Annotated in this window: 24 protein-coding genes; 13 read left to right on the top strand and 11 right to left on the bottom strand. The window is 67.0% G+C overall.

Going from position 1 to position 25095, the window contains the following annotated elements:
* Window positions 1–71: 71 nt before the first annotated feature.
* Both AC3A56_RS02455 and AC3A56_RS02450 read right to left on the bottom strand, forming a co-directional pair.
* Window positions 72–1886 carry a M14 family metallopeptidase gene (locus AC3A56_RS02455; protein WP_487769232.1) on the bottom strand — a complete coding sequence of 605 codons (1815 nt, stop codon included), beginning with the start codon at window positions 1884–1886 and terminating at the stop codon, window positions 72–74.
* Complete coding sequence (locus AC3A56_RS02450; RefSeq protein ID WP_007804625.1) at window positions 1883–2560, bottom strand: DUF502 domain-containing protein; 678 nt, start codon at window positions 2558–2560, stop codon at window positions 1883–1885. The genes AC3A56_RS02455 and AC3A56_RS02450 overlap by 4 nt, the downstream gene beginning before the upstream one ends.
* A 907-nt stretch (window positions 2561–3467) precedes the next feature.
* Here AC3A56_RS02450 and AC3A56_RS02445 point away from each other — a divergent pair.
* On the top strand, window positions 3468–3764 hold the full coding sequence (locus tag AC3A56_RS02445) for a hypothetical protein (RefSeq protein ID WP_157599132.1): 297 nt from the start codon (window positions 3468–3470) through the stop codon (window positions 3762–3764).
* Window positions 3765–3786: 22 nt separating this feature from the next.
* Here the strand turns inward: AC3A56_RS02445 and AC3A56_RS02440 are convergent, their stop codons facing one another.
* On the bottom strand, window positions 3787–4848 hold the full coding sequence (locus AC3A56_RS02440) for a tellurite resistance/C4-dicarboxylate transporter family protein (RefSeq protein WP_487769231.1): 1062 nt from the start codon (window positions 4846–4848) through the stop codon (window positions 3787–3789).
* Window positions 4849–4968: 120 nt separating this feature from the next.
* On the opposite strand from AC3A56_RS02440, the gene AC3A56_RS02435 reads away from it, so the two are divergent.
* Together AC3A56_RS02435 and AC3A56_RS02430 are read left to right on the top strand one after the other, a co-directional pair.
* Entirely contained in the window at window positions 4969–5496 is a 528-nt protein-coding gene (locus tag AC3A56_RS02435) for an RNA polymerase sigma factor (RefSeq protein ID WP_056715260.1), read from the top strand.
* A 17-nt stretch (window positions 5497–5513) separates the two neighbouring features.
* Window positions 5514–6170, top strand: a complete 657-nt coding sequence (locus tag AC3A56_RS02430) for a hypothetical protein (RefSeq protein ID WP_487769230.1) — start codon at window positions 5514–5516, stop codon at window positions 6168–6170.
* Window positions 6171–6179: 9 nt separating this feature from the next.
* Here the strand turns inward: AC3A56_RS02430 and AC3A56_RS02425 are convergent, their stop codons facing one another.
* Entirely contained in the window at window positions 6180–6632 is a 453-nt protein-coding gene (locus AC3A56_RS02425; RefSeq protein WP_487769229.1) for a DUF4442 domain-containing protein, read from the bottom strand.
* Between the two features lie 269 nt (window positions 6633–6901).
* The gene (gene trxA / locus AC3A56_RS02420; protein ID WP_487769228.1) at window positions 6902–7765 is read right to left on the bottom strand and encodes a thioredoxin; all 864 of its coding nucleotides are present in this window, start codon (window positions 7763–7765) and stop codon (window positions 6902–6904) included.
* Window positions 7766–7889: 124 nt separating this feature from the next.
* On the opposite strand from trxA, the gene AC3A56_RS02415 reads away from it, so the two are divergent.
* The 8 genes from AC3A56_RS02415 (at window position 7890) to nadD (ending at window position 16515) form a co-directional block, all read left to right on the top strand.
* A complete protein-coding gene (locus AC3A56_RS02415) occupies window positions 7890–8507 on the top strand; it encodes a paraquat-inducible protein A (RefSeq protein WP_487769227.1) in 618 nt (205 codons plus the stop codon).
* Complete coding sequence (locus AC3A56_RS02410) at window positions 8504–9157, top strand: paraquat-inducible protein A (protein ID WP_056764342.1); 654 nt, start codon at window positions 8504–8506, stop codon at window positions 9155–9157. The genes AC3A56_RS02415 and AC3A56_RS02410 overlap by 4 nt, the downstream gene beginning before the upstream one ends.
* Window positions 9150–10859: a PqiB family protein gene (locus tag AC3A56_RS02405; protein WP_487769226.1), complete on the top strand. Its 1710-nt coding sequence runs from the start codon at window positions 9150–9152 to the stop codon at window positions 10857–10859. Before AC3A56_RS02410 ends, AC3A56_RS02405 begins: the two co-directional genes overlap by 8 nt.
* A complete protein-coding gene (locus AC3A56_RS02400) occupies window positions 10856–11470 on the top strand; it encodes a PqiC family protein (RefSeq protein WP_056715239.1) in 615 nt (204 codons plus the stop codon). Before AC3A56_RS02405 ends, AC3A56_RS02400 begins: the two co-directional genes overlap by 4 nt.
* A gap of 98 nt (window positions 11471–11568) precedes the next feature.
* Window positions 11569–14334 (top strand): leucine--tRNA ligase, encoded by a 2766-nt coding sequence (leuS, locus tag AC3A56_RS02395; RefSeq protein ID WP_487769225.1) that lies wholly within the window; start codon window positions 11569–11571, stop codon window positions 14332–14334.
* Window positions 14331–14879, top strand: coding sequence for an LPS-assembly lipoprotein LptE (locus AC3A56_RS02390; protein WP_487769224.1), 549 nt, complete (start codon window positions 14331–14333; stop codon window positions 14877–14879). The genes leuS and AC3A56_RS02390 overlap by 4 nt, the downstream gene beginning before the upstream one ends.
* On the top strand, window positions 14879–15889 hold the full coding sequence (gene holA, locus AC3A56_RS02385; RefSeq protein WP_487769223.1) for a DNA polymerase III subunit delta: 1011 nt from the start codon (window positions 14879–14881) through the stop codon (window positions 15887–15889). Before AC3A56_RS02390 ends, holA begins: the two co-directional genes overlap by 1 nt.
* Complete coding sequence (gene nadD, locus AC3A56_RS02380) at window positions 15886–16515, top strand: nicotinate-nucleotide adenylyltransferase (RefSeq protein ID WP_487769222.1); 630 nt, start codon at window positions 15886–15888, stop codon at window positions 16513–16515. The genes holA and nadD overlap by 4 nt, the downstream gene beginning before the upstream one ends.
* Here the strand turns inward: nadD and AC3A56_RS02375 are convergent.
* The 4 genes from AC3A56_RS02375 to AC3A56_RS02360 are packed head-to-tail and all read right to left on the bottom strand — an operon-like array spanning window position 16503 to window position 20843.
* Entirely contained in the window at window positions 16503–18059 is a 1557-nt protein-coding gene (locus tag AC3A56_RS02375) for a PepSY-associated TM helix domain-containing protein (RefSeq protein ID WP_487769221.1), read from the bottom strand. The genes nadD and AC3A56_RS02375 overlap by 13 nt on opposite strands.
* A 10-nt stretch (window positions 18060–18069) precedes the next feature.
* On the bottom strand, window positions 18070–18372 hold the full coding sequence (locus tag AC3A56_RS02370; RefSeq protein ID WP_487769220.1) for a hypothetical protein: 303 nt from the start codon (window positions 18370–18372) through the stop codon (window positions 18070–18072).
* Window positions 18359–18655, bottom strand: coding sequence for a hypothetical protein (locus AC3A56_RS02365; RefSeq protein WP_056715220.1), 297 nt, complete (start codon window positions 18653–18655; stop codon window positions 18359–18361). Before AC3A56_RS02365 ends, AC3A56_RS02370 begins: the two co-directional genes overlap by 14 nt.
* 4 nt (window positions 18656–18659) lie before the next feature.
* Complete coding sequence (locus tag AC3A56_RS02360) at window positions 18660–20843, bottom strand: TonB-dependent siderophore receptor (protein WP_487769219.1); 2184 nt, start codon at window positions 20841–20843, stop codon at window positions 18660–18662.
* A 542-nt stretch (window positions 20844–21385) separates the two neighbouring features.
* On the opposite strand from AC3A56_RS02360, the gene AC3A56_RS02355 reads away from it, so the two are divergent.
* The gene (locus AC3A56_RS02355) at window positions 21386–21940 is read left to right on the top strand and encodes an imm11 family protein (protein ID WP_487769218.1); all 555 of its coding nucleotides are present in this window, start codon (window positions 21386–21388) and stop codon (window positions 21938–21940) included.
* Window positions 21941–21958: 18 nt separating this feature from the next.
* Here the strand turns inward: AC3A56_RS02355 and AC3A56_RS02350 are convergent, their stop codons facing one another.
* The gene (locus AC3A56_RS02350) at window positions 21959–23794 is read right to left on the bottom strand and encodes a 3'-5' exonuclease (protein WP_487769623.1); all 1836 of its coding nucleotides are present in this window, start codon (window positions 23792–23794) and stop codon (window positions 21959–21961) included.
* Window positions 23795–23944: 150 nt separating this feature from the next.
* Entirely contained in the window at window positions 23945–24874 is a 930-nt protein-coding gene (locus AC3A56_RS02345; RefSeq protein WP_487769217.1) for an oxygenase MpaB family protein, read from the bottom strand.
* On the opposite strand from AC3A56_RS02345, the gene AC3A56_RS02340 reads away from it, so the two are divergent.
* Complete coding sequence (locus AC3A56_RS02340; protein WP_157581798.1) at window positions 24861–25025, top strand: hypothetical protein; 165 nt, start codon at window positions 24861–24863, stop codon at window positions 25023–25025. The two genes, AC3A56_RS02345 and AC3A56_RS02340, sit on opposite strands and share 14 nt — an antisense overlap.
* The last annotated feature ends 70 nt before the right edge of the window (window positions 25026–25095 follow it).

Genomic DNA, 25095 nt, shown 5'->3' with positions numbered 1-25095 from the left:
CGCGTTCCCCCCGGCGGCCGTCAAGACCGCCGACGCTAGGCCAAACGTCATGGGCGATACAGTGTCATAGGTCAGGGGTGGGCAGGGGAAGCCTGGCCCGGCAGTGCCCTGAGCTGCGCCGGGTCCAGCCGCAGCACCGGGTAGGCGCCCACGTGCTGGTCGGCGTACCAGGGCGAGCGCTGGAAAAACCAGTGCAGCCTGGCGTAACCGTTGGCGGCGAAGGCGGGGTCGTCGTGCAGCTTCTGTTCGAACGAGGCCGTCAGTGCAGGGTCCTTCGCCATCATCTCGCGCGCCAGTTTTTCCAGCACGCGCGGTTCGCCGTATTCCTTGGCCTCGAAGACCGCATCGAGGTCACCCCACTGCAGCAGCGAATCCGGCGCCTGCGGTTCGAGCAGGTTGATCGCCACGTTGGCCGCCCGCTGGTTCATCGGCACGATCACCGAACCGGCCGGCAGGGTGGCTTCGCGCGGCACCGAATGCAGCTTGAAGTCGCGCAGCATCACGTGTCCTTCGAACGACTTGTTCGCCCATTGCGGGTCATCCAGCTGATAGCCCGTCGCGTGGATCGTCATCGGCGCGCGGGTGCGCCGGTACACGATGCCGTGCGCGTCGAGCTTGTCGATGATCTGCGTCCACTGCACGGGCACCACGTAGGCCGCCGGCGGCGTCACGGAAATGGCCGGCAGCAGGCCATTCCAGTTCGGGATGGTGTACGTCTTCGGCTGGCTCGGGTCGTAGCGGATCCACGGGTTGTTGGAGATGTCGCTCGGGGTCAGCGTGAACGCAAAACCCTTCAGCGTGTACGGCATGGATTGCGGATCGGGCCTGAACGTGAGCGGAACCGTGGCGTCCGCGTCGGCGGCGCGAGCGACGGTATCGGCATCGGCCTTCGCGGTGGCGGCGAGCAGGGCGGCGGGATGGCGGTTGATCTGCTCCAGCATCAGCTCGACCAGGTCGTACACGGCGTGCACGCGGTTCGCATAGGGCTTCAACATGTGCGTTTCGATCAGCAGCGCCGGCCGGTTCTGCAGCGCCGCGTAGCCGGTGGAAAAGCGCGGTCCCGAACCGAAGTTCACGATGCCCTGGCGTGGATCGGTGCCGTCCTTGAACTCCAGGTAGATCGAGGCGAGGTGGCCGCGCTTCTCGTACGCAGGCAGCGCGTGCCTGACGATCGTGTCCTGCTGCCACCCGCTCACCGCCGGATCGAGCTTGTGCGGGTCCTCGGTGTACCAGGTGAGGTCGTACTGGTAGTCCGCGCCGTCGGTGGTGTGCACGTCGATCAGGAAATCCGGCAGCCACTGCTGCCACAGCTTCAGCCACGCGCGCATTTCCGGCGCATCGGCCTTGACGTAGTCGCGGTTGAGGTTGAGGTACTGCGACTGGCCGCGAAAGCCCATGCTGGCCGGGCCGTTCTGGTTGATGCGGTGGTACGGGCTGGAATTCTCGTGGCCATCCACGCTGAACACCGGGATGTAGACCAGCACCAGGTGATCGAGCACGTGCGGATACTTCTTCGTGATCGCGATATCGCGCAGCAGCATCAGCCCGGCATCCTTGCCCTCGATCTCGCCCGGATGGATGCCCGCCTGCACCAGCACCACCGGCTTGTGCGCGGCGCGTGCGGCAGCCGGGTCGAACGTGCCGTCGGCGCTGGCGATCACCACCGTCATCGGGCGGCCTTCAGGCGTGCTGCCGAAGGTTTCCAGATGGATCATCCCCGGCGCCGCCTGCTGCAGCCGCTGCAGGTAGGCCAGCGTGTCGGCGTAGCTCGGCGTGGTGCGGAACTGCGCGGCTTCCGCCGGCGTGGTCCAGTCAGTGTCGGCGGCATGAGCGCCGCACGCCGCTGCGCCGAGCAGGGCGAAACACAGGAAGTGGCGGAGATTCATGCGTGCGGCTCCGGGGTGTCCTGGCGCAACTGGGGTGGCGAGGCCGGCAAGGTGTCGGGCGCCACCGCGCCGCCGGAAATGATGAAGGCCATCGCCTGGTCCATGGTCCAGTCGGTCGGCGTCAGCTCGTCCACCGGCACCAGTTCCAGATAGCCGCCGGTGGGGTTGGGCGTGGTCGGAATATAGACAGCCGCCATCTCCCGACCGCTGCCTTCCTCGATCATCACCCGGGTGACGAAACCCACCACCTTCATGCCGCGACGGGGAAAGTCGATCAGCACCACCCGCTGCATGCCGCTGGGCTTGTTCTGCAGTACCGCCATCAGCTTCTTGGTGCCGCCGTAGATCGTCTGCACCAGCGGGATGCGTGCCAGCAACCCGTCGAACGCCGTGAGGAAGCGCTGGCCGATCACCCGGTTCGCAATGAAGCCGAGCAGGTACAGCGCCACCAGGGTGATCACCAGCGCAAGAATGAAATTCAGCCACTCCATGTTCAGCGACTCGGCGGTGCGCGGCGCCACCAGCGCCAGCGTGCCGAGCAACCCCGCCACCAGCGGCGCGCCGATGCCGGCCAGCATCCCGAGGATGAACTTGAACACCAGCCAGGTCACCCACAGCGGGATGAAGGTGAGCAGGCCGGTGAGCAGGTAGCGCTTGACGCGAAACGGTCGCATGGGGTGAGGGTCCGGGATGCGGGGGATGCCCGCATTGTAGGTGGGGGCGAGTCGCCGCGTCGCCGGTCGGTAACGGGCGCGCCCTGTGCGCGATGCCTTTGCTTTGCTTGCCTGCGGCGCTAAGAGCAAAAGCTTTCGTCTGCCTACGGCAGCCGAGCCACCTTTCTCTGAGTGGCCAGAGAAACGTGGCCCAAAGAGAGGCCACCCCGCTTCCGCGCCTTGCGGACATCCTGTCCGCAAGGTTCGCGAGTCGGGGCCGGGCTTTTCGACAGCACATCCATGTGCTGGCGAAAAGGCATCGGCATCCATGCCGATGCCCGCTACGCGGCCTGTCGACCCCGCCTCGCCGCTACAGAGGGGCCCCGGGTAGAGCGACGCGCATCCTGCGCGTACTTTTCAGAAGAGCCGGATCAAGAGCAGAGCTGCGGCAACCCGGAGCTTTTGCTTTTGCTTTTCAGCTTCATCACCGAGTGCGCGCTGGGAGCGCGCTGCTCTACCCGGAGCCCGTCCGCGCACCTGGAGGGCAGGATGCCCGGAAGGCGCGCCATCGGGGTGGCCTTCTCTTTGGGTTACTTTTCTCTTGGCCACACAAGAGAAAAGTGACTCGGTCGCCGCAGGCGATCGACCGCTCTGCACTTGAGCTCTTGTTTTAAGGTGGTCTACGCAAGCGAAAGAGACACGCCCTCCGTAGAAGAACGAAAGCTCCTGCTTCACCGCTTTTGACCCCGGAAAATCCCACAAGACAAAAAAATGGCCGCTGCGCGCAGCGCGCAGCGCCAGACGCCAACGCGAAATCGCGAGTTCCGCGCATCAACGCCCACCAGCACGAACATGCGACCAGCGCGCGCGATCCACTAGGCTATGCGCCAGCATCACCCAGCCACACTCACACCGCCAAGGAATGCCCATGTCAAACGCCACCCCTCGGGATCAATCTGTCTTGGCCATCGTCGCCGTCGCCCTGTTCTTTGCTGCGCTGGCCTGCGGTCAACCGCTGGCCGGCATCGCTGGTGTAACGATTACCCTGGCGGGCATGGCATGGCGGCGGCAGCCGGCGCATCGGAAGGCCGGCACGGCGCTCGTCTTCGGCGGCTTCGTGCTCGTACTGGTGGCGATGATGTTCAACGTGGGCTACCAGTTGGGCAAGGACATGGCCCATCGCGACCACATGCGCGAAACGGCCGCGCACATCCGCCTGCCGTGAGCTCGGTCGCCCGGCGAGGGTGTCACCGCAACGGATGCCGTCGCCCCTCAACGCGAAAACCGCGATACCCGCGAGCGAAGGCGCCGCCGGCCACGAGTACCCACACCAGCAGGCTGACGTAGACGCCGATGGCCGGTATCACGCGCAGGAAATCGAGCTGCAGCGCCCGCGCCAGTTCGTAGGTGCCCACCGTGTACATACCCAGCGGAAACACGATGTCCCAGTCATCCACCTCGTAGCGCAGCGGCACATGGCGCCACGCGTGGCGCCAGAGCTCCAGCATCACCAGCAGCGGAATCCACCACGTCGCGGTGGCCCAGAAGAACACGGTGAAACCTTTCACGAACGGCATCAACTCATGCAGCGGGCTGGCGGCCGGCGTATGCAGCACGAGCAGACTGCCGGCGAGGGTGGTGATCGCCAGGGCGCCCATGTCGATCCAGTACGGCGGGGTGAATTCGCGGGCGCGCAGCGGAAAGAACACCATGCGGTAGACGACCAGGGTGATGATCAGCAGGTACAGCGCGCCGCCGAGCAGGTACAGGCACAGCGCGCCGAACAGCCAGCCGGAGCCGGCGTCGGGATCGTTCGCGATCAGCAGGGTCATCAGCACGGCCAGCGCCTGGGTCGATACCACCGCGACCAGCCAGCCGCCGTTGATGCTGCGGGTGAAGCCGGGCTTGATCCGTGCGGTGATGGTGGCGGCGAAGAACAGATAGATCAGCGCCGCCCAGAACAGCGCGCCGAGCAGGGCCAGCGCACGCGCCAGCGCTGGAAGGTGCACCACCATCAGGCACTGGCTGCCCAGCACACAGGTGGCGGCGGCCAGGGTGAGGAAGCCGGCGCCGCGGCCCGGGTGCACGAAATCGGCGACCAGTTCGCGGCGGAAGCGGACCAGCCGCACGGTGGTGAGTGCCAGCAGGAGCAGCCAGGCCAGCAGGTTCGCGCCGAACAGCACCAGCGCCAGTGCGCGCAGGCCGTGCTGGTCGAGGTCGATCGAGACGATGCCGGTGGCCATGACCAGGGCGAAGCTGCCGGGGCTCAGGTGGCGTGCTCGGGACAACACGAAATCGACAGCCGTCATCGCAGCCTCCGTGGCGAACGGGCGGATGCGATGCATAGTGCGCCTGCCGGGCGGCAACCGCCGTGATTTTTTTCGCGGCCCTGCGAATCATGGGATGAACTAGGGGGAAGATCAGCATACATGACGGCCAGACCACACCAGCAACGCTTCGAATCGCTGCTGCACGAACATCGCCGGATCGTGTTCAAGGTTGCCGGCCTGTACAGCCGCAGCGCCGCCGACCGCGACGACCTGGTGCAGGAGATCAGCGCGCAGCTGTGGCGTTCGTTCGGCGGGTATGACGAGGCGCGCGCGAAGTTTTCCACCTGGATGTACCGCATCGCGTTGAACGTGGCGATCTCGCAGGCGCGGCGTGAGCGCTGGTCGGAATCCGACCGTTTCGAGCCGCTGGAAACGCATCACCTGGAGACGGTCGGCGGGGGCGAGGGCATCGCCGAACCGGACGAACGGCTGACCGCGCTGTACGCCTTCATCGGCCAGCTCGATCCGCTCAATCGCGCGCTGATCCTGCTGTACCTGGAAGACCGCAACTACACCGAGATGGCCGAGATCCTCGGCATCAGCGAAACCAACGTGGCGACCAAGATCAGCCGCATCAAGCAGAAACTGCGCGGCCAGATGACCGCTGCACAAACCACCGGAACATGACGATGGAACTGGATGACATGAAGCTGGCCTGGCAGGTGCTGGATCGCCGGTTGGCGCAACAGCATTCGCTGAACCTGCAGCTGTTTCGAGATGGCAAGCTGGAGCACGTGCGCCGGCGTCTGCAGCCGCTGGCATGGACCTTTGCCCTGCAGATCCCCTTGGGTATCGCGATGATGCTGTGGGGCATCAGCTTCTGGTCGACCCACCTGGGCGATGCCGGCTCGATGGCGTGCGGGATCGTCATGCAGGTCTTCGGCACCCTGTCGGTGTTCTTCCCGGCGCGGGCGCTCGCGCTGGTGCAGGCGATCGACTATGCCTCGCCGGTGCTGGAAATCCAGCGGCGTATCGCCGTTCTCCGCGCATGGCGGGTCAAGGTGGAGGCGCCGGTTTTTGCGGTCATCGGCTGCGTGATCTGGATTCCTGCCTTGCTGATGCTTGCGCAATACGAAGGCGACCGCGTCGGGGTGAATCTGTGGGACCACCTCCGTCCGGGGACGGTGAGCTGGCTGGTGCTGTCCGCGGTCGTCTCGTTGGCCGCGGTAGGCCTGGCCTACCTCGTGCTGTGCCGGATGGGCCGACTGCCATGGCTTGCGAACCGCCTGGCCGGCGCAGCCGTGCAGCGAGCCGAGGCCGAACTCGAAGCGGTGATGCGCTTCGAGCGGGAGAGCGGCTGAGCTACGCGCTCAGCGTACTCGTGGCTTGAGCCGCACGTAGATCTGCTTGCGCACCACGGCGATGACCTTGCCTGACGCAGTGGTCACCTCGGTCTCGAACCAGCGCAACACCTTCTCGCCGCTGGCGGCGGCCGCGCGCAGTTCGTCGACCACGCCGGGTTCGAGCTTGAAGTGGGCGTAGACGTCCTCGTAGCCCGGCGCCACGAAGTCGATCGTGCCGGCCTTGTCCCACACGTAGTAGTCGCTGCCCAGCTGGTGCATCGCCAGCAGCATCCAGAACGGATCGACCATGGCGAACAGGTTGCCGCCGAACTGGCTCTTCACGTAATTGCGGTTCCACGGGCGCAGCCGCAGCACCACCTTCGCCTCGGTGTAGTCGCCGCTGAGCGACTGCAGGCGGATCGCGTTGAACAGGAACGGCGGCCACAGGTTGAGCAGGCGGCGGAAGGTGGAGGCGCGCATGGGGATTCGTCGGATGCGGGGGGAATGACGGATCTTACATGAGCATACGGTGGCGTACGGACTGAAATGCCTCGCCTCGCGCCCGCCTTGCTCCTCCCCCTGCTTGCCCGGAGGGCGAGCAGGGGGAGGTTGGGAGGGGGTGCTTCAGTGCTCCGGGATTTGAAAACCAGGAGCGAGAGCGACCCCACCCCGACCCTCCCCTGCAGGCAGGGGAGGGAGCAGGTGGCCTTGTGGCGGTGGAATGCTTTGGCGTTCCCCGTGGCCAACAATCAGAACAACAGCGACGCCATCTTCCGCCGGTAGCGGCTGACCAGTTCGGCATCGTCGAGGGTGGCGAAGGCCGCCAGCAGGCGCTTCTTGCCCTGGCCGTCGTTCCAGTCGCGGGCCTTCTGCAGGATCAGCAGGAACTGGTCGAGCCCGCCGGCGGCGTCGCCTTCGAGCAGCAGGCGCACGCCGAGTTGATCGTGGGCTTCCCAGTCTTCGGCGTTGGCTTGCAGGCGCTGCAGCAGCGCCGCCCGTTCCGGCGCGTCCTTCAGCGAATGGGCCAGCTCCAGCTCGCTGCGTAGGCGCACGGCGCGCGCGTCGGTGGCGAGGTTGGCGGGCAGGGCGGCGAGTTCAGCTTCGGCCGCGTCGATCTGCTCGTTGCGCATCAGGGCCACGGCCAGGTCCAGTTTCAGCTCGGGCTTGTTCGGCTCGGCGGCGATCGCCTGCTGCAGGCGGTTCACGGCCTGGGCGGGTTCCTCGGCGGTGGCGGCCATTTCATCGCCCGCGGCTGCTTCCAGCGGCTGCACGTGGCGCAGCAGGAATTCGCGCAGCTGGCCTTCGGGCAGGGCGCCGGCGAAGCCGTCGAGCACCTGGCCATCCTTCACCAGCATCAAGGTGGGGATGCTCTTGATGCCGAACATGCCGGCCAGGTCCTGCTGGGTGTCCACGTCGACCTTGCCCAGCCGGAATGCGCCGTTGAATTCGGCGGCGAGCTTTTCCAGCATCGGGCCCAGCGTCTTGCACGGTTCGCACCAGGTGGCCCAGAAGTCGACCAGGATCGGCGTGCTCAGCGAGGCCTGCAGCACGTCGGCTTCGAAGGTCTGCTGGTCCACGTCGAAGACGTGGGAAACGGTGGCAGCATCGGTCACGGGAAACTCCAGCTTGGTGAATGTCGGTTCAGATCAGGGTTCCCACGCAGCATATCAAGCAGCGCGTTCACGCCAGATTTGCGAGAATCCACGGACTGTCACGCCGAAGCAAGGCACCGGGTGCATGGGCAAGGCCTATCCAGAAAAGCTGCTGATCTGCGAGCACTGCGACACGGTCTACCGCCGGCGCGTGCTGGAGCGTGGGGAAGTGGCGCGCTGTGCACTGTGTGCCGCGGAGCTGGAGCGGCACCATCTGCTGAGCGTGAACGCGATGCTGGCGCTGATCCTGACCGCGGCGATCGTGTTCGTGCAGGCCAACCTGTGGCCGATCGTGACCCTGGGCCTGAGCGGCCAGCACAGCAGCACCACCTTGTGGGGTGTGATCCTGGCGATGTGGCGCGAGCATTCGCAGATCGTCTCGGTGCTGGTGGCCGCCACGCTGTTCTTCTTCCCCCTGCTGAAGATGTCCCTGCTGGGCTGGCTGCTGTGGTTTGCCCGCGCCGGCCGCCGCGCGCCGGGTTTCGTGCCGCTGATGGTGATCCTGCACCGGCTGGGTCCGTGGACGATGAGCGAGGTATTCGTGCTGGGTGCGCTGGTGGCGATCGTCAAGGCGCACACCTATTTCGAAGTCACCGCCGATCCGGGCATTTACGCCTACGCGGCCCTGACCCTGCTGATCACCATCTTCGCGGGCGTGGATCTGCGCCAGTTGTGGAACGAGGATCTGGAGTCGGCCGCATGAGCGCCTTGCCGCGCGCCGCCGAGCTGGGCCTGATCGCCTGCACGGTCTGCGGGCTGGTGTGCCGCAACGTGCCGGGCGACGCGCAGCTGGACGGCGACGGCGTGGACGATGCGATGGCCTGCCCGCGCTGCGCCAGCACGCTGCGCCGGCGCAAGCCGGACAGCTTCGCGCGTACCTGGGCGCTGCTGATCGCCGCGTTCCTGATGTACATCCCGGCCAACGTGCTGCCGATCATGCGCACCGCCAGCCTCAACGACATCGACGACAACACCATCATCAGCGGGGTGGTGGAGTTGTGGCGGGCCGGCTCGCCGAACCTGGCGGTGATCGTGTTCACCGCCAGCATCGTGGTGCCGGTGCTGAAGTTCCTCGCCCTCAGCGTGCTGCTGGTGAGCAGCCAGCAGGGCAGCGGCTGGGCCCGGCTGCAGCGTGCGAAGCTGTACCGGCTGGTCGAGCTGATCGGCTACTGGTCGATGCTGGACGTATTCGTGGTGGCGCTGCTGACGGCGCTGGTGCGCTTCAGCGTGTTGAGCCTGGTGGAACCGCTGCCGGGCGTGATCTTTTTCGGGCTGACCGTGGTGCTGACCATGTTTGCCTCGATGAGTTTTGACCCCCGCCTGATCTGGGACGGCAAGGATTCGGATGACTGACGACATGCAAACCCAACCGGTACCGCCAGACGACGGCGACTTGCCGCGGCCGGTGGTGAAGCGGCGCCGCTTCAATGCCTCGCTGATCTGGCTGATTCCGGCGCTGGCGGCCCTGGTCGGCCTGTCGCTGGTGGTCAGCAACTGGCTGCAGGCCGGCCCGCACGTGGTGATCAGCTTCCAGAGCGCCGAAGGGCTGGAAGCGGGCAAGACGCCGGTGAAGTACAAGAACGTGGTGATCGGACGGGTCAACAAGATCCACCTCAGCAGCGACCGCAGCCACGTGCTGGTCAACGTGGCGCTGGAGAAGAGCGCCGAGGGTTTCGCCACCGCCGACACGCGATTCTGGGTCGTGCGTCCGCGCATCGGGCTGGGCGGCGTGTCCGGCATCGACACCTTGCTGTCCGGCGCGTTCATCGGTGCCGACGTGGGTGACTCCACCGAGTACAAGGACGACTTCAAGGGCCTGGAGATTCCGCCGCCGGTGACCCACGGCGCGCCCGGCCGGAGTTTCGTCCTGCACAGCGACGACCTGGGCTCGCTCGACATCGGCTCGCCGATCTATTACCGGCGCATCCAGGTGGGTCGGGTGGTGTCCTACCAGCTGGACAAGGACGGCAAGGGCGTCTCGCTGCAGATCTTCATCGATGGCCCGAACGACCGCTTCGTCACCCGCTCCTCGCGCTTCTGGAATGCCAGCGGCGTGGATGTGTCGCTGGGCGCGAACGGACTGACCCTCAACACCCAGTCGCTGGCCACCGTGCTGGCCGGCGGCGTGGCCTTCCAGGACCCGCCCGGCCCGCACGACGGCACGCCTGCGCCGGAAGACAACGCCTTCAAGCTGTTCGGCGACCAGGCCACCGCGATGGCGCCGCCGGATGGCACGCCGCACTACATCCGCATGCGCTTCGAGCAGTCGGTGCGGGGCCTGGCGGTCGATGCGCCGGTGGAGTTCCTCGGCATCAACATCGGCAAGGTGGTGTCGGTGCGGCTGGATTACGACGAGCAGAAGCAGCGCTTCCCGGTGGTGGTGGGCGCGGTGATCTATCCGCAGCGACTCGGCGCCGCCTACGACAAGCTGGAGGCGCTGGCCCGGGAGCGCGGGGAGAATCCCGACCTTTCGCAGATGATCGGCCGACTGGTCGATCACGGCCTGCGCGCCCAGGCGCGCACCGGCAACCTGCTCACCGGGCAGTTGTATGTGGCGCTGGACTTCGTGCCGAAGACACCGAAGGTGGCGTTCGACCCGAGCGCGAAACCGCTGACCCTGCCGACCGTACCGGGCAGCTTCGACAAGCTGCAGGAGCAGCTGGCCGAGATCGTCGACAAGCTCGACAAGATCCCGTTCGACAGCATCGGCCAGAACCTGGACCAGACCCTGGCTGGCCTCAACGCCACGCTGAAGCAGGTCAATGGCGAGACGCTGCCGGCGGTGAAGGACACCCTGCACGGCGTGCAGCAGACCATGGGCACGGCCAACGATGCGCTGGCCAGTGATTCGCCGCTGCAGCAGAACCTGGGCGCCACGCTGGAACAGGTGCAGCGCATGGCGCGTTCGCTGCGCGTGCTGACCGATTACCTGGGCGGCCATCCGGAGTCGCTGATCCGCGGCCGTCGTCCGGACCCGGCGCCGTCGACCCCGAAAACCACCGCACCGAAAACCGCCGCGCCGGCGCCGCAGCCGGCCTCAGGGAGCAAGCCATGATCCGTCGCGTCACGCAGGTTTCAGCCACGCTGGCGGCGGCCCTGCTACTGGCCGCCTGCGCTTCCGCACCGCTGCATTACTACACCCTGGTGGCGCCGGCCGATGCGGGCGCGCCGACCCCGGCCGCCGGGTCGCTGCCGTTCGAGCTGTTGCCGGTGGGCATCCCGGCCCAGGTCGACCAGCCGCAGCTGGTGGTGCGCGAGGGCGCCGAAGGCATGGCCGTGCTTGGCAGCGAACGCTGGATCGCGCCACTGGGCGACGAAGTGCGCAGTGCTCTGGCCGCCGACCTGGCGCGCGAGCTGCACAGCCAGGACGTCAGCGGCCTGCCGGCCGGCAGCCAGCCGCTGCTGCGGATCAAGCTGGACCTGCGCCGGTTCGATTCGCAACCCGGCGGCCAGGCGCTGATCGAGGGTGCATGGAGCGTGCGCCTGTTGCACGGCGCGCAAGCGGCCACGCTGTCGTGCACCAGCCTGGTCAGCGAGCCGGTGGGGCCGGGCTATCCGGCCCTGGTTCAAGGTCACCAGCGGGCGATCGCCCGCATCGCGGCGCAGATCGCCGCGGCCGGGCGTGCGCTGGGCGCGGGGCAGGCCGCGGCGTGCCCGCAGGAATAGCGTTCCGGCTTGGCGGCCGGCCCGCGCTGGGCTAGTCTGACCAGTTCCCTCGGGCCGGCTTTCGCCGGTCCGCATCAATCGCATATGGCAGCATGATCATGCAGGACACCCAAGCCCCGACCACCCCCGAGCAGGACGAAGCCGGCTATCGCCCGCGGGCCGTGGAGGCCGCCGCCCAGCACTACTGGACCGCGCAGCGCGCGTACGAGGTGGTCGAGGACGACACGCGGCCGAAGTTCTACTGCCTGTCGATGCTGCCGTACCCGTCCGGCGCGCTGCACATGGGCCACGTGCGCAACTACACCATTGGCGACGTGATCAGCCGTTACCAGCGCATGCAGGGCAAGAACGTGCTGCAGCCGATGGGCTGGGACGCGTTCGGCCTGCCCGCCGAGAACGCCGCGATCAAGAACAGGACCGCGCCGGCCAAGTGGACCTACGCCAACATCGACCACATGCGCAGCCAGCTGAAGTCGCTAGGCTACGCGATCGACTGGACCCGCGAGTTCGCCACCTGCCGGCCGGACTATTACCGCTGGGAACAGCTGATGTTCACCCGCCTGCTGAAGAAGGGCATGGCGTACCGCAAGAACGCGGTGGTGAACTGGGACCCGATCGACCAGACCGTGCTGGCCAACGAGCAGGTGGTCGACGGCCGCGGCTGGCGCTCAGGCGCCATCGTTGAAAAGCGCGAGATCCCGCAGTGGTTCCTGAAGATCACCGACTACGCGCCCGAATTGCTCGATGGCCTGGACACGCTGCCGGGCTGGCCCGATGCGGTGAAGACCATGCAGCGCAACTGGCTGGGTCGCAGCGAGGGCCTGGAAATCCGCTTCGACGTCAATGACGACAAGGCGCCGGTCGAGCCGATCACGGTGTTCACCACCCGGCCGGACACGCTGATGGGCGTGACCTTCCTGTCGATCGCGGCCGAGCATCCGCTGGCCCAGTACGCGGCGCTGGCGCGTCCGGCGCTGGCCGAGTTCATCGCCGGCCTGCGCCAGGGCGGCGTCTCCGAAGCCGAGCTGGAGACGCAGGAAAAGCGCGGCATGGACACCGGTCTGCGCGCGGTGCATCCGATCACCGGCGACGCCTTGCCGGTGTACGTGGCGAACTTCGTGCTGATGAACTACGGCACCGGCGCGGTGATGGCGGTGCCCGGCCATGACCAGCGCGACTGGGAATTCGCCCAGCGCTACAGCCTGCCGATCAAAATGGTGGTGGTCGACCGCAGCGTGCTCGACGCGGTGCGCGAAATCGGCCACGACCTGGCCCTTGGCGTCGGCGCCGATCCGATGCGCGCGGCGCTCGGCGGCGGCGATACCGATGCCTACGATACGAAGTCCGCGGTGCAGGTCATCGAGGATTTCGAGCAGCGGGTGATGGAGCAGTGCGCCTTCACCGAGCGCGGCATCCTGGTCAACTCCGGCGAATACGACGGGCTCGATTTCCAGCAGGCGCTGGACGCGCTGGCCAAGCGCTTCGAGGCCGAGGGCCGCGGCCAGCGCCGGGTCAATTTCCGCCTGCGCGACTGGGGCGTCAGCCGCCAGCGCTACTGGGGCTGCCCGATCCCGGTGATCTACTGCCCGAAGTGCGAGGCGGTGCCGGTGCCGGAAGACCAACTGCCGGTGGTGCTGCCCGAGGACGTCGCGTTCTCCGGCGTGCAGTCGCCGATCAAGGCCGATCCCGAGTGGCGCAAGACCACCTGCCCGCAGTGCGGCGGCCCGGCCGAACGCGAGACCGACACCTTCGACACCTTCATGGAGTCGAGCTGGTACTACGCGCGCTACACCAGCCCCGGCGCGAATGCGCAGATCGACGAACGCGCCAACTACTGGCTGCCGGTAGACCAGTACGTCGGCGGCATCGAACACGCGATCATGCACCTGCTGTACTTCCGCTTCTATCACAAGCTGCTGCGCGACGCGGGCATGGTGCATTCGGACGAACCGGCGCAGAACCTGCTGTGCCAGGGCATGGTGATCGCCGAGACGTTCTACCGCGACAACGCCGATGGCTCGAAGGACTGGATCAACCCGGCCGATGTCGAGATCCAGCGCGACGACAAGGCGCGCGTGACCGGCGCCGTACTCAAGGCTGATGGCGAGCCGGTGAAGATCGGTGGCACTGAGAAGATGTCGAAGTCGAAGAACAACGGCATCGACCCGCAGACCATGGTGGACAAGTACGGCGCCGACACCGTGCGGCTGTTCTCGATGTTCGCCGCGCCGCCGGAACAGTCGCTGGAATGGAGCGAGGCCGGGGTCGAGGGCATGGCGCGCTTCCTCAAGCGGTTGTGGCGTGAAGTGACCACGCACGCCGGGAACCCGGATCATCCTGAAACGAACCCGGCCACGCTGGACGCCGGCCAGAAAGCCCTGCGCCGCCAGCTGCACGAAACCATCCAGAAGGTCAGTGACGATTTCGGTCGCCGCCACGCGTTCAACACCGCGATCGCGGCGCTGATGGAACTGCTCAATGCGCTGGGCAAGTTCGCCGACCAGAGTGACCAGGGCCGCGCCGTGCGCCACGAGGCGCTGGAGGCGATGGTGCTGCTGCTGAACCCGGTGGTGCCGCACGTCAGTCACGCGCTGTGGCAGGTGCTGGGCCACCCCGAAAGCGTGCTGGAGGACCAGCCGTGGCCGCGGGTCGATCCGGCCGCGCTGGTGCGCGACACGCTGACGCTGGCGGTGCAGGTCAACGGCAAATTGCGCGCTACCATCGAGGTCGCCGCCAGCGCCTCGAAGGAAGACGCCGAGGCCATGGCGCTGGCGCAACCGCAGGTGGCCCATTTCCTGGAAGGCCTGACCGTGCGCAAGGTGATCGTGGTGCCCGGCAAGATCGTCAACATCGTCGCAGGATGAACTTCATGAAAACCGCTCGCCTGTTGCAGCTCGCGTCGCTGCTGGTCACCACGCTGGCGCTGTCCGCCTGCGGCTTCCACCTGCGCGAAAACGCGAACCTGCCCGCGCAGATGCAGCGCATGCACGTCACCGTCAATGGCGGTGGCGAGCTCGAGCGCCGGCTGACCCGTGCGCTGGAAACCTCGGACGTCACGATCGAGGACGCCGCCGGCCCGGGCGTCGCCGAACTGCGCGTGCCGACGGCCCGGTTCAGCACCGAGACGCTGAGCGCCGGCGGTTACGTGCGGATCACCGAGTACGCGGTGCGCTACCACGTCGAATTCGACGTGACCGATGCGGACGGCCATCCGCTGCTGCCGGTCCAGCGCATCGACATGTCGCGCGAATACAGCTACGACGCCAGCAATACCGTCGGCAACGAATCGCAGGTGCAGGAGCTGCAGCGCAGCCTCAATGACGACATGGTGCAGGCGATCCTGTTCCGCCTGCAGGCGGCCAGCAAGCACCAGCTGGCCGAGCCGGCCAGCGCCGCCAGCACGCGCTGATGCCGCTCAACCCCGGTCAATGGCAGAAGGCGCTGGCGGGCGACAGCCTGCAGCCGGTCTACCTGCTGGCCGGCGAGCAACTGCTGGTGCTCGAAGCTGCCGACGCCCTGCGCGCGCAGGCGCGCCGGCTCGGCTACAGCGAGCGCGAGGTGCTCGAGGTTGGCCAGCATTTCGACTGGAACGACCTGGCCCGTTCCGGCGCGGCGATGTCGCTGTTCGCCAGTCGGCGGCTGATCGATCTGCGCCTGCCCACCGGCCGCCCCGGCATCGAGGGCGCCAAGGCGATCACCGCGTTCTGCGCCGATCCGCCGCCGGACGTCACCTTGCTGATCACCGCGATGGAGTGGAGCAACAAGCACGACGGCGCCTGGAGCAGGAAGCTCGACGCCAGCGGCACGATGGTGGTGTTCAACGCGCCGCGACCGAACGAATGGGCCAGCTGGATCACCGCACGGCTGGCCTCGCGCAAGCTGTCCGCCACGCCTGACGCGGTGGCCCTGCTGGCGGAGCGCGTCGAGGGCAATCTGCTGGCCGCCGCGCAGGAAATCGACAAGCTCGCGGTGCTGCACGGCGAAGGCCGCATCGATGCCGCCGAGATGGAGAACCTGGTCGCCGACAGCGCCCGCTACGACGTGTTCAAGCTCACCGATGCGGCCTTCCTGGGTGACGGTGCCCGCGCGCTGCGCATCCTGGCCGGGCTGCGCTCGGAAGGCGACGAGCTGCTGGCGCTGATGGGCTGGCTGGTCAATCAGCTGCAGCTCGCCCTGCGCCTGGCCAATGCATCGGACCTGGCTGCCCAGTTCCGCGCCGAACACCTGTGGCAGGCGCGCGAGAACCTGTTCCGCCAGGCGCTGCGCCGCGCGCCTCGCGAACACTGGCTGCAATGCCTGGCGCGCGCCTCGCGCATCGACCGCATGGTCAAGGGGCGCGAGCAGGGCAATCCGTGGCAGGAAGCCGAACGGCTGATCGCCGCACTGGCGGAGCCGCGGGCAGCCAGGGCGCTGGCGTGACCCTCGCGATCTTCGGCGGCACCTTCGATCCGGTGCATCTGGGGCATCTCAGCGTGGCGTGGGAAGCGGCCGAACTGCTCGACGCCGAGGTGCGCCTGATGCCGGCCAGCGTGCCGCCGCACCGCGACGCGCCGATGGCTTCGGCAGCGCAGCGGGTGGCGATCCTGCGCGCGGCGCTGCAGGGCCAGGCACGGCTCACCATGGACACGCGCGAGCTGGATCGCTCCGGCCCTTCGTACACCATCGACACCTTGCACGAGTTGCGCGCGGAGCAGGGCGAGCGGCCGCTGGTGCTGCTGGTCGGCGCCGATGCCTTCGCCAACCTGGCCAGCTGGCATCGCTGGCGCGAACTGTTCGTGGTGGCCCATGTCGGCGTACTGAGCCGACCTGGCGTATCGGCCACCTTGCCGGATGAACTGGAAGACGAGGTGGCGGGCAGGCGCGTCGTCGACACCGCGGATTTGCGCGGCGCGTCGGCCGGCAAGGTCATCGAACTGGCGGTGACGCCGCTGGAGATCTCCGCCACCCGCATCCGCGAGTTGCTGGCCGCCGGCCGCGATCCGCGTTACCTGCTGCCTGCCGGGCTGTTCGACGAACCCGCCTTGTTGGCTCCTTACCGGGCCTGATCTGCCCACACGCTGTTGCCGTCACCGTGGCGGCTGCGCCGTGATGCCGCACGTGCCAGCGAGGCGAAGCCCGCCGCCAGCGCCAGCGCGCCCAGGTCGATCGCCAGCAACGCGCCGTGACCGGCCGCGGCGCTGCGCCAGAACCACCAGCCGGTGACGAAGCCATGGGCCAGCGGAACCAGCGCGGTGACGATCGCGGCGAGCCACAACAGTTCCCGGGCAGCACGCAGGGGCGCGCGCCATGCTGCCCAGGCCACGCACAGCGCCCAGCTACCGAAACATACCCAGCGTTCGCCGGCATCGACGCGCCAGCCCAGCGCGGGCAGCAGTTGCGCCGCCACGAAGGCCGCGGAGATCGCCACGCAGACGCCGAGGCACACGCCGACCGTGGCGCGCGCCATGACGATCGAGGAGCGCCCCTGTTCGGCCTGTCGCCGCTTGCGCCGCGACTCGATCCACAACAGGTTGCCGGAATAGAACAAAAAGGCGCCGCCCAGGCCCAGCAGGAAGTACAGCCATCGCACCGCGACATTGCCGTAGTCGCCGAAGTGCAGCGCGTAGACCGCCGTGAGCACCGCGTGGTTGGCGTCGCGCGAACCGGGCAGCTGGGTGGCCAGCACGGTGCCGCTGGTGGCATCCAGCGCCACCGCGCCGGCACCGAGTCCGCGCGGCGAAGTGCCGGTGATCTCGACCACGGCATGGGCATCGCCGGCATGGGCGAGCTTCAGGTAGCCGGGCACGAAATCGGCGACGCCATGTTCCGCCGCCACCGCGATCGCGCGTGCGTGCCAGCTTGCCAGTGGCGACAGCGGCCGGGAAACGTCCGCCTTCTGCACGATCGGCGCGGTGTCCATCGCCGCGGCCGACGCGGCCATCAGCTCGCCGTCGTGGACCAGCGGATTCAGCGCCAGCATCAGCACGAACAGCAGGCACAGCAGCGCGCCGGTGACCGCGAACACGATGTGGAACGGCAGGCTCAGCACGCCGATCACGTTGTGTGCGTCCTGCCAGAAGCGCTTGAGGTTGCGCCCCGGGCGCAGCGCGAACAGATCCTTGAACAGCCGCGGCAGATGGATCACGAAACCCGACACCAGCGCGACGCCGTAGAGCAGGCTGACCAGCCCCATCAGCCAGGTGCCGACCAGCGGCAGGCCCAGCGTGTAATGCAGTTCGTTGACCAGCTCGGGCAGGCTGGCGCCCGGTGGGGTCGGGCTGCCGGCCAGTTGCTGCGGGGTGGCGAATTGCCAGACGCCTTGCGCGTCCTGCCAGTACGCGGTGGGCTCGGCCAGCTCGTAGCCGGGGAAGGTCATGCCCAGGTGTTCGCGTGCTTCCGGGTGGCGCGCCAGCACCTGGTCGAGCAGCTGTTGCGCATCGTCCAGCGAGGCGGTGGCGGCAAGCTGCGGGCTGGCCCATTGCTGCAGCGAATGATGGAACACGGTGATCGCGCCGGCATAGAACGCCACGAACAGCGCGAAGCCCGCCAGCATGCCCACCCACGAATGCAGGGTGGTGAAGGTGCGCAAGGTGGCCGGTTTCAATTTCATCGTGACATGCTCAGCCGACCCAACCCGATGCCTGCAGCAATCGCAGCAGGCTTAAGCCCGCCACGGCCGCGATGCCCAGGCAGAGCCACGCGCGCCGTCCGCTGGAGAACCGCAGCGCGGCGCAGACGATGCCGATCCACAGCGGGAAGAACGCCAGCAGGCCGACCATGATGGTCGATTCCCACCTGCCGGGCAGCAGCCAGCTGACCAGCCCGAGCAGCGCGGCGGCGAGGAAGAAACCCGGCACGATGCCGGCGCTGAGCCGCGCCCACATCAGCTCGCTTTCCTGCGGCGGCGGATCATGCTTTGTCATCCGCCGTGGTGTCGGCATCCGGGCTGCCGATGAAAAGGGCCAGGTACGGTTGCGCGACCAGCACCAGCATCAGGCTGGCGAGCGTGGCGCCGAGCCCGGCGGCGACGCCGAACAGCTGCGTCCAGGCGAGCAGGGACGCCAGCGCGAGCAGCGTGCCGATCAGCCGTGCGCTGCGCGGCCGGCCGCGCAGCACGCGCCACATGCAGTGCGGCGAGCCGGCGTACAACGCGACGGCGGACAATGCCGCCATCGCGAAGGCCACCACGCCGAGCCAGGCCGTCATCTGCTTACCAGCGGTAGCGCGCGCTGGCGGTGACCGTGCGCTCGTAGCCGTAGTAGCACCATACGGCGCTGTTGCAGGTCGAGACGTAGGTCTTGTCGGTGAGGTTGCTGACGTTCAACTGCAGTCGCCAGCCACCGGTGTCGTAGTGCACGGCCGCGTCGAGCAAGGTGTACGACGGCGTCTTCCAGTCGTTGTAGATGTCGCCGTAGTGCTCGCCCACGTAACGCACGCCACCGCCGAAACCGAGCCCGGCCAGCGATCCGGCCACGATGGTGTAATCGGCGCCCAGCGAGGCCTGCTGTTTCGGCAGCAGGGCGATCTGCCTGCCCAGCGAGGGCAGGTCGTTGGTCCGGGTGACCTTCGAATCGCTGTACGTGTAATCGCCATACACGCTGAGGTTGCGGCCGATGTTCCAGCGGCCTTCCAGCTCCACGCCGCGCAGGCGCGTTTCACCCTGCTGCACCTGGTACAGCGTGTGATTCGGGTCGATCGTCAGCGAGTTCTGCTGGGTGATCTGGTAGACGGATGCGCTGAGCAGACCGTTGCCGCCGGCCGGCTGGTATTTCAGGCCCGCTTCGTACTGGTCGCCGGTGGTCGGGCTGAACGCCTTGCCCGCGAAGTCGGTGCCCACGGTGGGCTGGAACGAATGCGACCACGAGACGTATGGCGCCAGGCCGCTGTCGAACAGGTAGTTGACGCCGACGCGGCCGGAGAATGCGTCGTCGGTCTGGCCCGTGGTGGTGCCTCCGATCAGGTTGTCGGTGTCGGTTTTCACGTGATCCTGGCGACCGCCGAGGGTGATGCCCCAACGGCCCAGCTTGATCTGGTCCTGCAGATAGACGCCCAATTGCGTTTGCGTCTGCAGCGTGTGGCTGGTGTACGCGGGCACCGTCACCGGGCTGCCGTAGACCGGGTCGAACACGTCCAGTCCACCCACGTTGAAGTCGAACGCCGAGGCGTAGTCGTCCTTTGCGCGGCGGTAGTCCACGCCGGCCAGCACGATGTGCTGCACGCTGCCTGCGTCGAAGGTGTACTGCAGGTTGTTGTCGACGCCGAAGGTCTTCGTGTGGTTCTCGTTCGGGAACAGGTAGCGCAACAGGGTGCGACCGTCGCCGAGCAGGCCGAACGCGCCCACGTTGCCGCCGTTGTTGTCCACGTCTGCCTTGCCGTAGCGCAGGTTCTGGTTGAAGGCCAGGCCGCTGGCGAAGTCGTGGTGGAACTCGTAGCCGATCGAGGCCAGCGTCTTGTCGTAATCGTTCTGGCCCGGCTCGCCGGTGAAGCGATTGCGCGGAATCTTGCCGTTCGGGCTGGGCAGCAAGGTGCCTTCGGCGGGCAGGAAGCCACCGCCGGACGCGGTCGCGGATTTCTGGAAGTGCGACAGCACGGTCAGCGAGGTGGCGTTGCTCGGCTTCCAGGTCAGCGCCGGCGCCAGGTAATAACGATCGTCCTTGATGTGGTCGACCATGGTGTCGCTGTTGCGGGCCAGACCGGTGAGCCGATACAGCAGAGTGCCGGAATCGTTCAGCGGGCCGCCGAAGTCGAACGTGCCCTGGCGCAGGTCGAAGCTGCCGACTTCCACGCCCACTTCATGCAGCGGCTGTTCGGTCGGCCGCTTGCTGACCATGTTGATCATGCCGCCCGGCGGCATCGCGCCGTAGACGACCGACGAGGGGCCCTTCAACACTTCCAGTCGCTCCAGCCCGTACGGTTCGATGCGGGTGATGCCGGTGCCCGAGCCTTCGGCCAGCGCCAAGCCATCCATGTAGCGCGCCGGGGTGAAGCCGCGCACCAGCAGCCAGTCGCTGCGCGAGTCGGGGCCGTAGCCGCCGCCCTGGGCGCCCGCGGTGTACCACACCGCTTCCTCGATGCCCTGGATGCCACGCAGGCTCATCTGCTCATCGGTGATCACCGACACCGACTGCGGGATCTCGATGATCGGCGTATCGGTCTTGGTCACCGAGTTGCTGTCCTTCACGATCGGCGCGGTGACCTGCACGCCTTCCAGCGTGGTCGCGGCGTTCTGTTGCGCGTCGCCGCCGGTGTTCGTGGCGGCCGGTGTGTCGGCGGCATGGGCTGAGACGCCGAAGCTGACCAGCGTCGCCAGCCATGCCATGCGGATCGCGCGCGGCAGCGCGGAGCGGTGGCGCGGAGCGGTGCTCGCCACGGACGAAGAGGGGATCGATGACATCGGAAGCCTTGTGAACAGGTTGGCGGGAAGCGGCTGCACGCGTCGAGGCGGACCGGGATGTCGACCCGGTCGCCACCGCGCGATGGCTGTGTTCCTGCACCGGATGGCGACACGCGCGCGTCGACCGCCACGCCATGCCAGGGAATCATCAGGTGAGAATGATTCTTATTGTAGGAGTGGCCGGCTTGCCCGGCAACCGATGCCGCGCCGTTGCCCCGCGGCGCAATGCCGCGGGGGTATGCCGAAGGTGGCCGAAAGGCGAGATTTTTTATCCAGCATTGATCGACGAGGTACCCGGTGCCTCCCTCTGTAACGCCATGGCAAGCTAGTCCGGACGCAGCGCAACGAGCCGCTTCTTCCAAGGCCTGCACAGCCGAAAAGCTATCGTCGCAACACCTGTGTCGGCCTCGCTCACCTGACGGCTTGCTGCGGATCAGCATCGCCAGCCATCAGATCGCTGCCAAAGCCGTGAACCCTGTTCTCGATAGCATCAAAGCGGCGCTCATTTCAGGCATTCTTTCACTTTGATCCGGGGTTGATCCATGGCGGTTTTTGAACTGCGTAATGCCTGCGTGAGCGACCATGCCATGGTGGTTCCTGTCGACGATCATGAGTTGCTCGAAGGACGATTCTGGATCGACGGAAAGCCAAAAAACTGGATGGATCGTCCCGTGGTGGAATTTGCCGATAGCAAACGGCGCAAAAACAAGCGTCCTCCCGCGGACGTGAGTGCCATGCTCCCCGGTGCACTGGTATTGAATGAACGCGCCAGGGACGCGCTGGGTTCCTTTCTGTCCCAGTTTGGTCAAATGCTTGAGCTTGATTGCGGAGGCACTGGAGAGATTCGTTATCTCTACAATGTGACCAACGTCGTGCCATGTGTAGACATCGGTCGTTCTGAAAAGAACGACCGGGGACACGTACGGCTGGAAAGATTCAATGATTTGTTGACTCCGAGAAAAGCTGCGATTTTCAAGGATCCGTCAACTGTAAAGACTCGGATTTACATTAATGGCGCGGGACGGGCAATTCTCGATCCCCTGATTGCTTCTGCGAAATTGACCGGCGTTGAGTGTGGAGCGCTGGAGCCCATGTGATTCGGCTCGAGTTCCATTTCATGCGACGGAGTTCAGTTGTCCCCGCACGTCATTGATCGAATCGCGGATGCGCTTGCTGAAGACCGAGTCGTCGTGGTGGATCAGCAGCAGGTGTTCGGTGGCGCGGGTCATCGCCACGTAGAGCAGGCGGGCTTCGTCGGCTTCGCTCTGGCCTTCCTTGGGCAGGCCGCCGATGCCGGGGATGATCACGAACGGGAACTCCAGGCCCTTGCTGGAGTGCATGGTGACCAGCTTCACGCTGTCCTCGACCACGAACAGCGTCTGCTTGCCGGCGTTGTCGGCCAGCCGGCTGGGGATGTCCAGGCGCTTGAGCACTTCGTGCAATTTCTCGCCTTCCCACTGGTTGCGATAGATCACCGCCATCTCCGAATACGGACGGCCGTGCGCGTGCTCGTCGCGCAGCCGCGCGATCAGCACGTCCATCTGCGCGCGGGCGGTGTCGGTGCGCACCAGCTCGGGCACGGCGCCGCGGCGGCCGGCGCTTTCGGGCGCGATCAGCGGTACGCCGTCGCCGTCGGCATCGTCGAGGCGCGCGGCCAGCAGGTCCTGGGCGAAGGCGCGCGCCACCGAGAGGATTTCCAGCGTGTTGCGGTAGTTGAGCTTGAGGATGGTGGTGCGGCCCTGGGCCTGCACGCCGAGGCTTTTCCAGCTGATCTTGCGGCGATTCGGGTTGCCGTAGATGTTCTGCGCGTCGTCGTACAGCACCAGCAGCGAATTGGTGGCCGGGTCGATCATCTGCACGATCAGCTTGTACCAGTCCGGCTCGAAGTCGTGGCCTTCGTCGACCAGCACCGCGCCGTACTGGGCGCGCGGAATCTGGCCGCGGTCGACGCCGGCGATCACCGCCGGCGGCAGCGCCTCGATGAAGGCCTTGCCGCTGCCTGCCGGCAGCGGCTCGTTGTACGCCACCAGCATCTTGCGGCACCACTTGTGGAAGTTGTAGACCTGCACCTTCTCGCCCAGGCCGCGTTCGCCGATCAGCTGTTCCAGCCGCGCGGCGAGCGTCCTGTTGTAGCAGAGCACCAGGATGGGTTTGGTCAGTTCTCGCGCCAGCTGCATCGCGCGGAAGCCCAGGATCATCGTCTTGCCCGAACCGGCCACGCCGTGGATCACGCGGTGCTCGCCGCCCAGCGAACGCGCCAGCTGTTCCTGCTGTCCGTCCATCACCTTGATCAGGTCGGGGATTTCCAGCGGACGCACCGCGGCGTCGGTAGGACCGAACAGGCCGAACTGGCCGCTGCCGGCTTCCACGCGCAGTTCGGGGAACAGGTGCCAGCGCACGCGATCGATCTGGGGCAGGGTCATGGTCACCGGAAACACCTGCGGGAACATCGCCCACAGCCGCTCCTGGAACGCTTCGGCGTCGACCGTCTCGTACAACTCGTCGCGGCAGATCACCAGGTGTCCGGGCAGCACCTCGCCCAGCGCACCTTCGTCGAACTGCTTGCGGGTGATGTTGGTCAGCACCACGCCCCAGCCCCACGGCATGATCAGTTTGCCGGCGTAGCGCGAGCCTTCCGGATAACGCAGCGCCGGATCGCGTTCCAGCACCACGCCGATCTCCAGTGCATAGGCACGCGCCTGCAGCAGCGGATTGTTCTCCTTGATCAGGCCGCGCTCGGTGACCAGGGTGAACTGGGTGCTGTCGGCGTGGCGGATGGTGTCGGCCTTCCAGTCCTTCACCTCCAGCACCAGCAGGCCTCGGCGCGGATGGAACACCACAAAATCCGGATGGCGCTGCTTCAGCCCCACCGGTACGTCGTACCACAGCAGGTAGTCGTCCTCGAGTTTCTGTTCGAGCCGCTCGGAGACGCGCTTCTCGCCGCCGGTCATCCGCGGCAGGCAGCTGTTGCGGCTGGGAATGAGTGTCGCCACGAGAACCCCTGGAAGTGCGTGCCCGCCGACGTTAGCCGATGGGGCGGGACTGTCAATCCTGGAAGGTCAGTCCGGACCCGCCAGTCCGGACCCGCCAGTGCGGGCCCGTCAATCTCGGCCGGACGGCGCGTTCCACTGGTGCAACTGCTCGGGCGGCATATCCATGCGCCGGCAGGCGCGGCTGGCGATGCCGTCGCGCAGGGCGGCGCGGAAGGCCGGCGCCATCAACCACAGCGCGCGGGCGGCTACGCGGGCCTGGCGCTGCTGGCGTGGCGTGCGCTCCAGCAGCGTGATGGCCCAGTCCGGCAGCAGGGCGCTGCCGGCCAGCAGGAACAGGTCGCGCGACAGTCCGGCGGCCGGCACCGGCAGGCGCACCTGGCCGAGCAGGCCGAGCACCACGCGGGAACGTTCGGTATAGGCCAGCTCGGGCTGGATGCGCCGGAAATACGCGGTGACGTCCCGTTCGCTGGCGGGAACATCGCGCGCGCCCAGCGCCTCGGCGATCTGCCGCACTTCGTCGTAGTAGCGATCGGCCGCGCCCGGCGGCATCGCGATGTGGCTGTAGCTGCGGTAACCCTGCAGGAAGCAGTAGGCCTCGCTGACATGCACCCAGGTCAGCAGGTCCGGATCGTTGGCACTGTATGGACGTCCATCCTCGCCGTGGCCGGTGATGTGGCCGTGGATCATCCGCACGTGTTCGATCAGTGCCTCGGTCTGCGCGCGGGGCGCGTAGGTGGTGCCGCCGACGAAGGCGGTGGTGCGGCGCAGCCGGCCGACCAGGTCGTCGCGGAAGTTGGAATGATCCCAGACCCCGGCCAGGGCCAGCGGATGCAGGGTCTGCAAGGTCAGCGCCGCGAGGCCGCCGGCCAGCATGCCGGGGAAGTCCGAATGCACGCGCCAGGTGGCGCTGTCCGGCCCGAACAGGCCCGGATCACCGTGCGGATGGTCGTAGTCGAGGCTGCCGGTGTCGGCGCGCGGAAAGGCGCGCAACACCCAGTGGCGGATCGGTTGGCGGAGCACGTCGATGGGCGATGGCATGCGCCCAGTCTATCGTCTGGATGACGGGAAGTTTGATTTGGACGTCCATTGTGTTATCAATGACGCCATGCATTCCGCCACCGCCCGCCTGTTCTTCTGGTTTTACGGCTATCCGAAGCCAACGGCGGCGGCGCGGGCGCGATCGTTTTGAACTGATCGACACAACCTCACCGAACCGCCAGCCTCCCTGGCGGTTTTTTTTGGCCGCCTCCGGGGAACCC

The sequence above is a fragment of the Rhodanobacter sp. Soil_C_14 genome, assembly GCF_057657335.1.
This window is presented reverse-complemented; position numbering and strand designations above follow the sequence as displayed.